This is a genomic window from Vibrio sp. (genome assembly GCF_984391705.1).
In genome coordinates this window covers 14,175-27,489 of the sequence record NZ_CFHWOM010000043.1, presented here as the reverse complement: position 1 = coordinate 27,489, position 13,315 = coordinate 14,175, and the positions used below count along the sequence as shown (strand labels likewise).

Annotated in this window: 12 protein-coding genes; 6 read left to right on the top strand and 6 right to left on the bottom strand. The window is 44.8% G+C overall.

Features of this window, described 5'->3' with window-relative positions:
- Positions 1-868: alpha/beta fold hydrolase (locus AC4MRV_RS17020; RefSeq protein WP_491188516.1), on the top strand; the 868-nt coding region annotated here is incomplete at its 5' end.
- On the opposite strand, the gene AC4MRV_RS17015 is transcribed toward AC4MRV_RS17020, so the two are convergent.
- From AC4MRV_RS17015 to AC4MRV_RS17000, 4 genes are all read right to left on the bottom strand, one after another.
- Positions 846-1,889, bottom strand: coding sequence for an AraC family transcriptional regulator ligand-binding domain-containing protein (locus AC4MRV_RS17015; RefSeq protein ID WP_491188515.1), 1,044 nt, complete (start codon positions 1,887-1,889; stop codon positions 846-848). The genes AC4MRV_RS17020 and AC4MRV_RS17015 overlap by 23 nt on opposite strands.
- 531 nt (positions 1,890-2,420) lie before the next feature.
- Positions 2,421-5,285: an aminomethyl-transferring glycine dehydrogenase gene (gcvP, locus tag AC4MRV_RS17010; protein ID WP_491188514.1), complete on the bottom strand. Its 2,865-nt coding sequence runs from the start codon at positions 5,283-5,285 to the stop codon at positions 2,421-2,423.
- A 122-nt stretch (positions 5,286-5,407) separates the two neighbouring features.
- Entirely contained in the window at positions 5,408-5,788 is a 381-nt protein-coding gene (gene gcvH, locus AC4MRV_RS17005; RefSeq protein WP_005469554.1) for a glycine cleavage system protein GcvH, read from the bottom strand.
- A gap of 35 nt (positions 5,789-5,823) precedes the next feature.
- Positions 5,824-7,119 carry a serine hydroxymethyltransferase gene (locus AC4MRV_RS17000; RefSeq protein ID WP_038187335.1) on the bottom strand — a complete coding sequence of 432 codons (1,296 nt, stop codon included), beginning with the start codon at positions 7,117-7,119 and terminating at the stop codon, positions 5,824-5,826.
- A gap of 386 nt (positions 7,120-7,505) precedes the next feature.
- Between AC4MRV_RS17000 and AC4MRV_RS16995 the strand changes: the two genes are divergently transcribed.
- The 5 genes from AC4MRV_RS16995 (at position 7,506) to AC4MRV_RS16975 (ending at position 12,520) form a co-directional block, all read left to right on the top strand.
- Positions 7,506-8,129 (top strand): helix-turn-helix domain-containing protein, encoded by a 624-nt coding sequence (locus AC4MRV_RS16995; protein ID WP_491188513.1) that lies wholly within the window; start codon positions 7,506-7,508, stop codon positions 8,127-8,129.
- 259 nt (positions 8,130-8,388) lie between these two features.
- Entirely contained in the window at positions 8,389-9,507 is a 1,119-nt protein-coding gene (gene gcvT, locus AC4MRV_RS16990; protein WP_491188512.1) for a glycine cleavage system aminomethyltransferase GcvT, read from the top strand.
- A gap of 97 nt (positions 9,508-9,604) precedes the next feature.
- Positions 9,605-10,597, top strand: coding sequence for a S1 family peptidase (locus tag AC4MRV_RS16985; protein ID WP_491188511.1), 993 nt, complete (start codon positions 9,605-9,607; stop codon positions 10,595-10,597).
- Positions 10,598-10,673: 76 nt separating this feature from the next.
- Complete coding sequence (locus tag AC4MRV_RS16980; protein ID WP_491188510.1) at positions 10,674-11,696, top strand: S1 family peptidase; 1,023 nt, start codon at positions 10,674-10,676, stop codon at positions 11,694-11,696.
- A 155-nt stretch (positions 11,697-11,851) separates the two neighbouring features.
- Positions 11,852-12,520, top strand: coding sequence for a LuxR C-terminal-related transcriptional regulator (locus AC4MRV_RS16975; RefSeq protein ID WP_491188509.1), 669 nt, complete (start codon positions 11,852-11,854; stop codon positions 12,518-12,520).
- A 44-nt stretch (positions 12,521-12,564) separates the two neighbouring features.
- On the opposite strand, the gene AC4MRV_RS16970 is transcribed toward AC4MRV_RS16975, so the two are convergent.
- Complete coding sequence (locus AC4MRV_RS16970; RefSeq protein ID WP_491188508.1) at positions 12,565-12,720, bottom strand: DUF3012 domain-containing protein; 156 nt, start codon at positions 12,718-12,720, stop codon at positions 12,565-12,567.
- A gap of 75 nt (positions 12,721-12,795) precedes the next feature.
- Positions 12,796-13,059: a DUF3012 domain-containing protein gene (locus tag AC4MRV_RS16965; protein ID WP_491188507.1), complete on the bottom strand. Its 264-nt coding sequence runs from the start codon at positions 13,057-13,059 to the stop codon at positions 12,796-12,798.
- Positions 13,060-13,315: the final 256 nt, after the last annotated feature.

Below are 13,315 nucleotides of genomic sequence, written 5' to 3'. Positions count from 1 at the left end.
ACAAGGGTGTGGCGCACAAAATAGCTCACAAGCTATTGAACAGAAATACACAAATGACGCTTCTAAATTTGCCACTATTGAAGGTAAACGAGTGCATTACCGAGATGAAGGACAGGGTGAGGTGGTGATTTTATTGCATGGCACTTCGTCGTCACTTCACGCGTGGGAGCAATGGACGCAAATCCTCAAACAAGACTACCGCGTCGTACGTATGGACTTGCCGGGTTTTGGCTTGACTGGGCATCTACCTCAAAACCAGTACGAAATCGCTGACGATATTGCCTTTTTGAACGCATTTACGAGAGAGCTCGACATCGAACAGGCACATTTTGTAGGTAGCTCTTTAGGAGGACGCATAGTGTGGGAGTACGGTTTGCAACATCCAGAGCAGGTTATAACCCTTACGTTGATAAATGCGTTAGGTTATCCGCAAGAATCGTGGCCGCCAGGCATTGAGATGGCCCAGTGGCCCGTCATCGATAAAATAATGGAACATGTCACTCCAAGGTTTATATTCGAAGATGGGCTTAAAGAAGTTTACTTCGACCCGCAACTTGTGGATGCGGTGTTGATTGATCGTTACTACGAACTGACTACCTACCAACAAAACCGACAGGGATTCACACGTCGCGTCAAGGCATCGCTGGATGAGGACTCGGAAAAGATAACACAAATTGCTAAGCCGACGCTTATTCTTTGGGGGAAGGAAGACCGTTATTTTCCAGCTGAAAATGCGAGAAGATTTGAGCGTGATATTCGGGGCTCTTATGCTGTTGTGTATGACGATGTTGGACACTTACCGATGGAAGAGGTCCCAGAGCGATCAGCAGAGGCATTTAAACAGTTTATCTCGAGAGGTAAGCCTTAGGAGTAACCTGGTGCCAGCGCTTGAACGCTTTGTAGAAGCTGCTGGTATCTTTAAAACCAAGACGATAGCTCAACTCGGTAAGGCTTGGAGGCGGGGGTTGAGTTAGCCAACGGACTGCTAGCTGTTTTCTAGTATCATCAAGAATACTCTGGAAGGAGGTATGCTCTTTTACCAGTTTTCGGTAGAGCGTTTGTCGGCTGAAGTGTAATTGCTGCGCAACTTTGTCTACGCTGAGCAGTTCTCCATTTTCTAGTGCGTTTGCTACTATGGTCCTGACTTGCTGCTGGAGAGGTTGGGTTTTCGTTAGCGTCTCAAGATGACTTTGTGCGGTTTTTGCCACAATCGTTTTCAGATACTCACTACTTGTCGCAATGGGAAGGTTGAGCCATTTCGACTCAAATATCAACTGGTGATAAGCACTGTTAAATTCAATGATTTCTCCAAATGCGGGTTGATATTTATCCACATAGTGCGGAGTTAAATACCCAAACTTAGCTTTGGTTAGTGGGAAAGGCTGGGCACTCAGCATTCTTGCCCATGCCACCATCGCACTCATGCTGCGTTCAATGGCGGCTCTAGGGTAATCATGGCGTGATTCAATGGAGAGGGTTAAGCGGCACTGCTGTCCATCGTCATCCACTTGCCAACACTCTGAAGAATTCATCAGAAAAATATTACTTTGGAACGTGTTGAATGCATCTCTTAACGTCGCACATTGGCTCACCCAACTCGCGAGCACACCTTTTGATTCATGAGATATAGTTCGCCCAATGATGAGTCCAATTTCGGGCGATGGATGGTGCTGTTCGAGTAGTGACCATAAGGCAACCATTTGGCTTTCTGGAAGTCGAGCCGACAACGTTAGTTTAGCGCTGTTTTGAATAGCCTCCAGCATTATACCATCAAAGTGATTAGATGCTTCTACCTGTTCACGCAAAGCGGCAGGCAACAGTGAATAGGCATTTACTAATTCAATGACAGAGGCGAATGAAACGGATTTATCGATAGAGTTATCTGCCATGAGTGTTACCAAAATTTTAAGTCATAGCTAACTAATATCGCAATATTCCTCGTCTATCAATCTAGAGTGCTTCTAAAAAATGGTAAGTTCACAATATGTTAGCTGATTGAGATTATAAAGTAATCTCTCAAAAATCGGACTATGTCCTCTATTCAATTAGGGTTAGGGACTGCGTTTGTCTGGGGGGGACCAACGAATAAGGGTTAAGCGTTGCGTAGCTAACGTTAAATCCCAAGTGTTGAACAAGCCCGAGCCTCTATTTAAGTAAATTGTGCGATCTGCTCTAGAACGGTCGCAGCCTTGATGATTTTCTCAAAGCGAGGGCGGACTTCGAAAGGCAGAGGTTTCTACATGTAATCTGGTACGACCGGCACGTCAGTTTTGCGATTTGCCATACCTTTAGTTATTCATGATACGCTAATGTTCAATTTCCCGAAAATGATTTTTGTCCAGAGGTGAGTTAATGTACTTACCCAAAAACAAAAAGGCGAACCAAACGGTTCGCCTTTGTCTATTTAGATTCTACAAAAATTAATCTTCGTAGTTATCGATGCTTGGGCACGAGCAGATTAGGTTACGGTCACCGTATACGTTATCTACGCGGTTTACTGTTGGCCAGTATTTCCACTGCTTAGTAGCAGGAGAAGGGAAGCAACCCATTTCGCGAGGGTATGGGCGATCCCACTCTTCACTTGCAAGATCAACTTGCGTGTGAGGTGCGTTCACTAGAGGGTTGTTGTCTAATGGCCATGCACCTTCATGAACCGCTGTGATCTCTTGACGGATAGCGATCATTGCGTCACAGAATCGGTCGATCTCTTCTAGATCTTCTGACTCTGTTGGCTCAACCATTAGCGTACCTGCTACAGGGAAAGACATGGTTGGCGCATGGAAGCCATAGTCCATTAGACGCTTAGCGATATCTTCTTCACTGATGCCTGTTTCTTCTTTAAGCGGGCGAATGTCGATGATGCACTCGTGCGCTACGCGGCCGTTTGCTCCACGGTAAAGAACTGGGTAGTGAGGGCGCAGACGCTCCATCATGTAGTTTGCGTTTAGAATCGCTACCTTAGTCGCCTCAGTTAGACCTTCTTCACCCATCATTGCGATGTAAGCCCAAGAAATAGGTAGAATAGACGCACTGCCTAAATCTGCTGCTGATACCGCAAAGTCTTCACCTTCAACACCATTTTCGATGTGACCAGGTAGGAAAGGCGCTAGGTGCGATTTCACACCGATAGGACCCATACCCGGACCACCACCACCGTGTGGAATACAGAACGTTTTGTGCAGGTTAAGGTGAGAAACGTCAGAGCCGATAAGACCAGGAGACGTTAGACCAACCTGAGCGTTCATGTTTGCGCCATCTAGGTAAACCTGACCGCCAGCGGCATGAACCATTTCACATACTTCTTTCACTTGCTCTTCGTAAACGCCGTGCGTAGAAGGGTAAGTGATCATGATGCTTGATAGGTTTTCAGCGTGCTTTTCGATTTTCGCTGCTAAGTCTGTCATGTCGATGTTGCCATCTTCATCACACTTAACCACAACCACTTTCATGGAAACCATTGAAGCGGTTGCGGGGTTAGTACCGTGCGCTGAGCTTGGGATCAAACATACGTTACGATGACCTTCGCCGCGGCTATCGTGGTAGCGTTGGATTGCGATTAGACCTGCGTACTCACCTGATGCGCCTGAATTAGGCTGTAGTGAGAAGTCATCGTAGCCAGTGATTTCACACAGCTTCTCTTTAAGATCTTTCGCTAGCGCAGAGTAGCCTGCAGCTTGCTCGATTGGCGCGAATGGGTGAATAGAACCAAACTCTGGCCACGTAACTGGAATCATTTCTGCCGCAGCGTTCAGCTTCATTGTACAGCTGCCTAGCGGGATCATACCGTGAGTCAGTGAAAAGTCTTTATTCTCAAGCTGTTTTAGGTAACGCATCATCTGCGTTTCGCTGTGGTGTGTGTTAAACACTGGGTGAGTAAGGTATTTTGAAGTACGACGAAGCGCTTCAGGAATCGCTGCGAACTCGTTGCCTGCGATTTCAGATGAAAGTGTATTTACATCTTCTTGTGCGCCAAATACAGCAAACAGTGCTTCAACGTCAGCAACGGTTGTTGTTTCATCTAAGCTTACACCAAGTTGAGTCGGTAGCTTACGTAGGTTGATGTCAGCTGCTTGAGCTTTTGCGTACAGCGCTTCAGTCTGTTCACCAGAATTGATGGTGATGGTATCGAAGAAGCTGTTGTGAGCTAGCTCGAAGCCAGCTTTAGTTAGACCTGCAGCCAAAATAGCAGTCATGTGGTGAGTACGACGTGCAATAGTACGCAAGCCTTCTGCACCGTGGTAAACCGCGTAGAACGATGCCATGTTTGCTAGTAGTGCCTGAGCAGTACAGATGTTTGATGTCGCTTTCTCACGGCGGATGTGCTGCTCACGAGTCTGCATCGCCATACGTAGTGCTTGGTTACCGTTAGAATCGATAGAAACACCGATAACACGGCCTGGCATAGTACGTTTGTGCTTGTCACGTGTTGCCATGAATGCAGCGTGAGGACCACCGTAACCCATAGGTACGCCAAAACGTTGTGCTGAGCCGATAACTACATCTGCGCCCATTTCACCTGCTGGCTTAAGTAGAGCTGAAGCGAGTAGGTCTGTAGCAACAGTTACTAGTGTTTTGTTTGCCTGAGCTTTAGCGATGATGTCCGTTAGGTCGCGAACTTCACCTGTTGTTCCAGGGTATTGAACAAGCGCACCAAACACGTCTTGCTCTGGTAGTGACTCTAATGAACCGACTTGTACGTCAAAGCCGATGTACTTAGCGCGAGTTTTAACAACTTCTAGCGTTTGAGGGTGTACATCATCTGCCACAAAGAAAACTTTGCTCTTGCTCTTACCAGCGCGCTTACATAGCGTCATCGCTTCGCCTGCTGCTGTTGCTTCGTCAAGCAGTGAGGCGTTAGCAATGTCCATTGCTGTTAAGTCCATCACCATTTGCTGGAAGTTAAGTAGCGCTTCTAGGCGGCCTTGCGAAATCTCTGGCTGGTAAGGGGTATATGCTGTGTACCAACCTGGATTTTCAAGCACGTTGCGTAGGATTACGTTTGGCGTGAAAGTGTTGTAGTAACCTTGGCCGATGAACGTACGCTTGATTTGGTTTTGGTCGGCAAATTCGCGCATGGCAACCAACATGTCAGCTTCGCTTTTTGCTTCGGCCAGTGTCATCGGTTTTTCTAGGCGAATTTGCGCTGGAACTGTTTCATCAATCAACGCGTCTAGGTTTGCAACGTTGATTGCTTCCAACATTTTTTGTTGGTCAGATTTGTTTGGGCCGTTGTGGCGAGCAACGAACTCATTTTGTGTGCTGAGGCTTTGAAGTAATTCAGTCATTGTCCTTTACCTACTCCATCGTTCGGGCAACGGATTTTTCGCTACTGATAATGTTAATTATACTTCCGAACTTTGAAAAAAAGCTGCCTCTGAAACAGGGGCAGCCTTCCTAATCTTCCTAATTACTCGTCTTCAATCGAGTTTAGGTATTCTTCTGCGTCTTTCAGGTTGTCTAGTTCAGATGCGTCAGACATCTTAACTTTTACAATCCAGCCGCCTTCGTACGGTTCTTCGTTGATTAGCTCTGGGCTATCTTCTAGTTCTTCGTTAATTTCTACGATTTCACCAGTGATTGGTGCATAGATGTCAGACGCTGCTTTTACAGATTCAACGAGTGAGAAGCTTTCACCTGCTTCAACTTCGTCTTCAACCTCTGGTAGGTCAACGAATACAACGTCACCTAGCATTTCTTGTGCATGCTCAGAAATACCGATAGTTACTGTGCCGTCACCGTTATCGCGTACCCACTCGTGGCTATCTGCAAACTTCAGTGTTTTGTCCATTGCTTAATCTCCAAAAATAACTTTGATTAAATTGTTTATTGGTAAAGTGGGAAGCGATTGCACAGTGCTTTCACTTCTTTGCGAACGCGTTGTTCAACTTCTGGGTTGCCTTCTGGGTTTTCTACCAACCCGTCAAGAACGTCGCCAATCCAATTACCGATGAGTTTGAATTCTTCAGCGCCAAAGCCGCGGCTTGTGCCCGCAGGCGTCCCTAAACGAATGCCCGATGTAATCATAGGCTTCTCTGAATCGAATGGGATGCCATTTTTGTTACATGTGATCCCCGCACGTTCTAATGCTTCTTCCGTTACGTTACCTTTCAGGCCCTTAGGTCGAAGGTCGACTAACATTAGGTGGGTATCTGTACCGCCGGTCACAATGTCACAACCGCGAGTTTGCAATACTTCAGCAAGAACTTTTGCGTTGTTGATCACTGAATCAATATAAGTTGAAAATTCTGGACCCAGAGCCTCACCAAACGCGACGGCTTTAGCTGCGATAACGTGCATTAATGGGCCGCCTTGTAGGCCAGGGAAGACTGCAGAGTTGATTTTTTTGATGATGTCTTCGTGGTTGGTCAGAATCATACCGCCACGTGGGCCGCGCAATGTCTTATGTGTTGTCGTTGTAACAACGTGTGCATGCGGAAGTGGGCTAGGGTGAGCGCCTGTCGCAATCAGACCCGCAATGTGCGCCATATCGACCATTAGAATTGCTTCTACTTCGTCTGCGATTTCGCGGAACTTAGCAAAGTCGATGGTACGAGGAATAGCACTACCACCTGCGATGATCATTTTTGGTTTGTGCTCAAGAGCTAGCTCGCGAACGGCATCGTAATCAATTTCTAGCGTGTCGCGATCCACACCGTATTGAACAGCGTTGAACCATTTACCAGACAAAGCTGGGCGAGCACCATGGGTAAGGTGGCCGCCTGCATCTAGGGACATGCCCAAAATTGTGTCGCCAGGTTGAAGAAGTGCTAGTTTCACCGCTCCATTCGCTTGCGCACCAGAGTGCGGTTGAACGTTTGCGTAGCCACACTTGAAAAGTTGCTTCGCACGTTCGATAGCGATTGCCTCTACTGTATCAACGTGTTCACAGCCACCGTAATAACGACGGCCAGGGTAACCTTCTGCATATTTATTTGTTAGGCAGGTACCTTGTGCTTGCATTACTGCTTTAGACACGATGTTCTCAGAAGCGATAAGCTCAATTTGTTCATTTTGACGTGTGTTTTCCGCTTGAATCCCAGCGAACACAGCGTCATCTGTAGCAGCAAGGTTAGTAGAGAAAAAATTCTCTAGGCTGTGATTTTGGTACGTTTTGTTCATGGTAGATGACCTTCCATTGATGCCGATGAGATAGTTATTTAGGTTTGTAGTTCTCATCAGTCTTTTTCTAGTACTGCTCTTCTCTATGTAAGAGCAAAGCGACATTTAACGCCCCAAAACTTAAGATTCAATCCGTGGGGCAAAACCGAAAACAATTGTTAAATCTATCAAGCAACCGATTCGGAAATAGCATCTCTACAACTAACAAGTTGGTAACATAGCGGTTGTCGCAACAACAATCAACCAAAAATTTCCTATTGGAAACAAGGTTTCTAATTTTGTTATCGAGAGCACGGTTTATTTCTTGTTCTAATCTTTTTTCTCTGATCCGCTTCGGGCACAATGAAAATGAAACAGGAAGTAGTCGATAAAAAGAAGAGGGAAGCATGCCCGAAGATATCTATGATGAGTACCCATCGCTGACATTAGCCAAAGAGTCTGTCGATCAAAACATTGAGCCGCTTAAGCTTGGTGAGAAAATTAAAGACATACGTGGCAAGCTAGGGATTACTCTCGAAGAGGCAAGCCAACGCACAGGATTAGCGCGTTCAACACTAAGTAAGATTGAAAACGAGCAGATTTCGCCTACCTTCCAAGCGATGCAGAAATTGGCCATTGGTTTACAGATAGATATGCCTCAACTATTTGAACCACCAAGGAAAAAGGTTGCGACAGGGCGTAGGGATATTACTAAATCTGGTCAGGGAAAGCCGCACCCAACACCCACTTATGAGCACGAGTTGCTGGCGACTCAGTTATCAAACAAAAAGATGATGCCGTTCAAGAGTCAGGTGCATGCGCGCAGTTTTGACGAGTATGGTGATTGGGTTCGTCATGATGGCGAAGAGTTTCTGCTTATTCTTTCAGGAACGGTTCGCTTTTATTCTGAGTTCTATGAGCCAGTGGAAATGAGTGAAGGTGATAGTGTCTATTATGATGCCAATATGGGCCATATGCTGATTTCTACAAGCGATGAAGATGCTCATATTTTGTGGGTGACCGCTAAATAACGTAACGTACTCTTAGTTTTCTTATAATGAAAGCAAACGTTTGCTTTTATGTTTTTTCTGAGTACAATAGCGCCATCTTGGACGGTAGTCGTTCAAGATGGCGCTTCTCTTTCTCCTCTACTGATGTGAATTTAATGTTAAATGTCACATTTTGAACTGTTCTCGACTTGTTAATAGTGCAAAACTTCTTCACTCGTGTTTATTATTGGAAACAAGGTTTCCTAGAGTGGAAAACGAACCTGATTAAATGGAGACAACAATGACTCAAGATTTACTTAAAACACCACTTCATTCTTTACACGTTGAAGCTGGTGCGAAAATGGTTCCTTTCGCAGGCTACGACATGCCGGTGCAATACAAGCTGGGTGTGAAGAAAGAACATTTGCATACGCGTGAAGCTGCTGGTCTTTTCGATGTTTCACATATGGGGCAACTGCGCCTACACGGTGAAGGAGCCGCTGCGTTTCTTGAGTCTTTGGTACCTGTGGACATTATCGACTTACCAGAGGGCAACCAGCGTTACGCGTTCTTTACTAATGACGAAGGCGGCATCATGGATGACTTGATGGTAGCTAACCTTGGTGACCATCTGTTTGTGGTCGTCAACGCTGCTTGTAAAGCGCAAGACATCAACCATCTTGAAGCACACCTACCGTCTGGCGTAGAGCTAGAAGTTATTGATGACCGTGCACTACTAGCATTACAAGGCCCTAAAGCGGTAGACGTACTTGCGCGTTTAAATTCTCAAGTCGCGGACATGGTGTTCATGGATGTGAAGAAGCTCAATATTCTTGGAGTTGAGTGTGTTGTAAGCCGCAGTGGTTACACGGGTGAAGACGGTTATGAGATTTCAGTACCTAATTCTCATGCTCAGGAACTTGCGCAAAAGCTAACGGCTGAAGAGGAAGTGGAGTGGATTGGTCTTGGTGCTCGTGATTCACTGCGTCTAGAGTGTGGCCTGTGTTTATACGGTCATGATCTTGATACAACAACAACGCCAGTGGAAGCAAGCTTACTATGGGGTATTCAAAAGATTCGCCGCACGGGCGGTGAGCGCGAAGGTGGATTCCCTGGTGCGGATATCATTCTCAAGCAGATTGAAACGAAAGACGTGACTCGCAAGCGTGTTGGTTTAGTTGGCCAAACCAAAGCTCCAGTACGTGAAGGCACTGAACTGTTCGATGTTGATGACAACAAAGTTGGTGTTGTAACCAGTGGTACAGCAGGCCCTAACGCAGGTAAACCAGTTTCAATGGCTTATGTTCGTGCCGATCTTATGGCTGTAGGTACTGAGTTGTTTGCCGAAGTTCGTGGTAAAAAACTGCCAATGACGGTTGAGAAAATGCCATTTGTACCTCAGCGTTACTACCGCGGTTAAGCGTTTGTAAGCATCATTTGAAATGTGAATTAAACCTCTCGACTGAGAGGTTTTTTTGTATGTATGATGGCTAAGTAAACTTATAAAGGACAATCGTATGAAAAGGCTCGCACTAATTTTGCCTATTTTAGCCTCATCTGCTGTGTATGCATTTGAGCCGACCCCTTATATTGTCAATGGGTCTCCAGCTGACATTAATGACTACCCATCTTTTTCAAGTCTCTATTTCGATAACGGTAGATACTATGGCAACTACTGTGGTTCGACGGTCATTAATGAAAACTACATTCTGACAGCGGCACACTGCATTTATAGCGACTATGACACCATGTTACACACATGGATTGTCCCTAAGGTCACCAATGAAGAGGGCTACTTGAATGGTCAGTACGAGTCAGTGCGCGCTGAGGAATTTTATTATCCAGATAATTATGTAGACTCTTCAGCCCTAAGGTGGCCAAACGATATAGCGATTATTAAGGTCTCTCGCTCGCTGTCCGGCTCTCCAAATTATGTTAATCGCCTAAACTTTGACCGCAGTAAAGCCACCTTGTCCCAAACAAATGGATACATGGCAATTGGTCATGGCTTAGTTAACGGTAATGTTGATTCTGATGGCATCCTACTAGAAACCGATTTGACGTTGATTGGGGATGCCAGTTGTGGAACAACTGATGGGCAATTGTGCTTCGACGGTGAATTGATCGGCAACTATAAAAACTCGACATGTAACGGTGACTCCGGTGGGCCAGTATATGCCGACTTCGGTACTAATATTGGTTACATTCAGGTGGGCATCACAAGTTTTGGGCCAGAGGAATGTGGCGATAGAACAGAACCAGCTACTTCAGCATTTACCGATGTATATCATTACGAAACTTGGATCAACAGTGTGATCAATGGTGGCGAAGTACCTAAGTATCATGTTGTAACTCAAGGCTCAACTCGTCAACTTGTTGAAAATGCGACGTCGCAAGTTAAGGCATCAAGTGAGCATGTCGATGCAGGCAGCAGCAGTGGTGGTGGATCACTGGGTTGGTTATCAGTGTTTGCATTAGGTTTGCTCTCACTGAGAAAGAAACGCGCTTAGTAGACGCTTTGAACCAATCATCCCTCTATTCGTAAACTAAACTAAAGAGTGAGGCTTACGTTTAGAGGGGATGTTTATGTCATGGCGAATTTTTAGCATTGCAGTCATCTTCGCGAGTCCACTGTCACATTCGTTTGAAGTTGAGCCCTATATTGTCAACGGTTCGACAGCCAACATTAGCAACTATCCCTCCTTTGCCAGTCTCTTCTTTCGCAGCGAAACCCTTTATAGTACTAACAGTTTTTGCGGTGCGACCATGATTGATGATGAGCATGTATTAACTGCGGCGCATTGTATATATGATCAAGACTCTACCATGTTATACACCGTTGTTGCCCCTCAGTTAGAGGATGAAGACCAGTTTTTAAATCACCCTCAAGCTCGTGTTGCCGAATACTATTATCCAGACACCTACTCCGATTCTTCAGTCGATTTATGGCGCGATGATATTGCGATTTTGAAGCTTGAAAGCCCACTTCAGGTCGGTAATCTGCGAAGCTTATTAAACACACAACTCAATGATAGTTATCCAAATAACGCAGAATTTGTTGCTGTAGGTCATGGGTACATCGAAGGTAACCAACCAGGGGACACCGAGCTATTGGAAACTAGCCTTGAGCTCGTATCTACAGGAGCGTGCCAAGCCGAAATTGGTAGTGCGATAACGAGCAAACAACTTTGCTTTGGAGGCGCAGAGGAAGACGGTTACCAAAACTCTACGTGCTCCGGTGATTCTGGTGGTCCAGTGTACTATTACAATGGCGTAGATTATATACAGGTAGGGATCACGAGTTTCGGGCCGATTGTTTGCGGGGATACCCGTTACAATGTGACTTCAGTATTCACGGATGTGTTTGATTATCAGGCTTGGATAGAAAGGGTATTAAATGGTCAGGAGATCCCTAAAGCATATATTGCTTATGAAAACGGTGTTAGAACCTTAGTAAGAAACGAAAATGATAGTAGTCCAGTAGAAAACCCCATTGAATCAATGAGTTCACAAAGCGGAGGTGGCATTTCTCTGAACGCATTTGTGATCATGCTAATTATGATGTTTTATCGTGTTTATAATTCAAAAAAAGAGCGATTCGAAGTATAAATCACCATTCTCAAAAATGAGATTTTAAAATATCCTTTTGAAATGTAACGTAATTGTCCTGTTAGGTGTCGCGATTGTAAGACCTGTGATGTTGACTATTTGTATCTAAACGATAGTTTTAAGTTATCTAATGAGCGGAGCTGGAGAATTCCTCAATGACAGAAAGTAAAAACTACCAAATCACACTTTTGTCTGATGTGAGCATGCAATCGAATTTATTTAAGGATTCGTTGGAAAGAGGGCTTCAGCTAACAGTCAATATCGTCTCAGTCGATGATTTGCAAGCTTACAACGGAGATGGTCGTTTACTGGGTGATTTTGTTTTGTTCGATTTTCAATACCTAGACGACGAACGATTCAACGAATATAGCCAGATAAAAGCGAGTAATGAAGCGGCGGTAAAAGAAATTGTCATTAATTGCCCTCAAGATGCAACGTCGACTCAACTGTTCAAGTGGCGCAACTTAGTGGGAGTGTTTTACGTAGAAGACGACATCTCGCTTCTGCTGAAAGGTATGGACAAGATAATGAATGACGAGATGTGGCTATCACGCAAAGTTGCTCAGGACTATATCGAATACTTCCGCTGTGCTAATACCGTTACTACGTCCCAAGCTTATGCCAATTTAACTAAGCGTGAAAAAGAAATCATGCGTTTATTGGGGCATGGCGCTTCCAATTTGCAAATCGCCGATGAGCTGTTTGTGAGTGAGAACACCGTTAAAACGCACCTACACAATATCTTCAAGAAAATAAACGCTAAGAACCGCCTCCAGGCACTGTTGTGGGCAAATAACAACATAGCGCTGGAAGAGAGAGCTTAGAAGCTAAGGAAAGAAAAAGAGCAGCTTAACGCTGCTCTTTTTGGTTATAAAATACAGTGCTTTGCAAAATCTTTTGCTTCGTTAGCACTCCAGTCACCTTTGGGTTTCTCTTTTAAGTCATTACACCAGGCTTCGCTGCCAACTTCAGTACACGCTGTTAGCGACATCGCTAGGAAAATAAGGGCAGTTAATTTTTTCATCATTACATCCTTGTTGATGGGTTTTTATTGTAACTAGACTATCGGTTTTTGACTTAACGGGTCAAGAGCCTAACTTTAGATAATACAGTGTGTTGCGAAGTTATTCGCTTCGTTTGCACTCCAATCACCTTTGGGTTTATCGCCCATTTCTTCACACCATGATTCACTGCCTACGGCGTCCTGTAGCACACAGTGTTTAGCGTAATCGAGAGCATCTTGAGCACTCCATTCACTTTTAGGTGCTTCAGCTTTGTGGTCACACCAATTTTGGGTCCCGACCTCATCTTTACATGCAGATAGAGCGAACAAGGCGAACAAAACGAGTGGTAGCTTTTTCATATCATCATCCTAAATTTATCTGGCGCAACTATACAGAAAAATGCTCAGCATGTGTGTAGGAATACGGTTAATAATGACAAAAAAACCAATATCGAAACGTTTCGATGGGTGAGCTGTGTCACCTTGTGTTGATGTTCTTATTCATTAAAGAGGATCTGATTCACACTCTCTTGATAGTGGTCTCGTAATTATAAATCTAGGTATTAGTATTTCATCGAAACGTTTCGATGAGTTTTCTATCAATAATAATTCCATG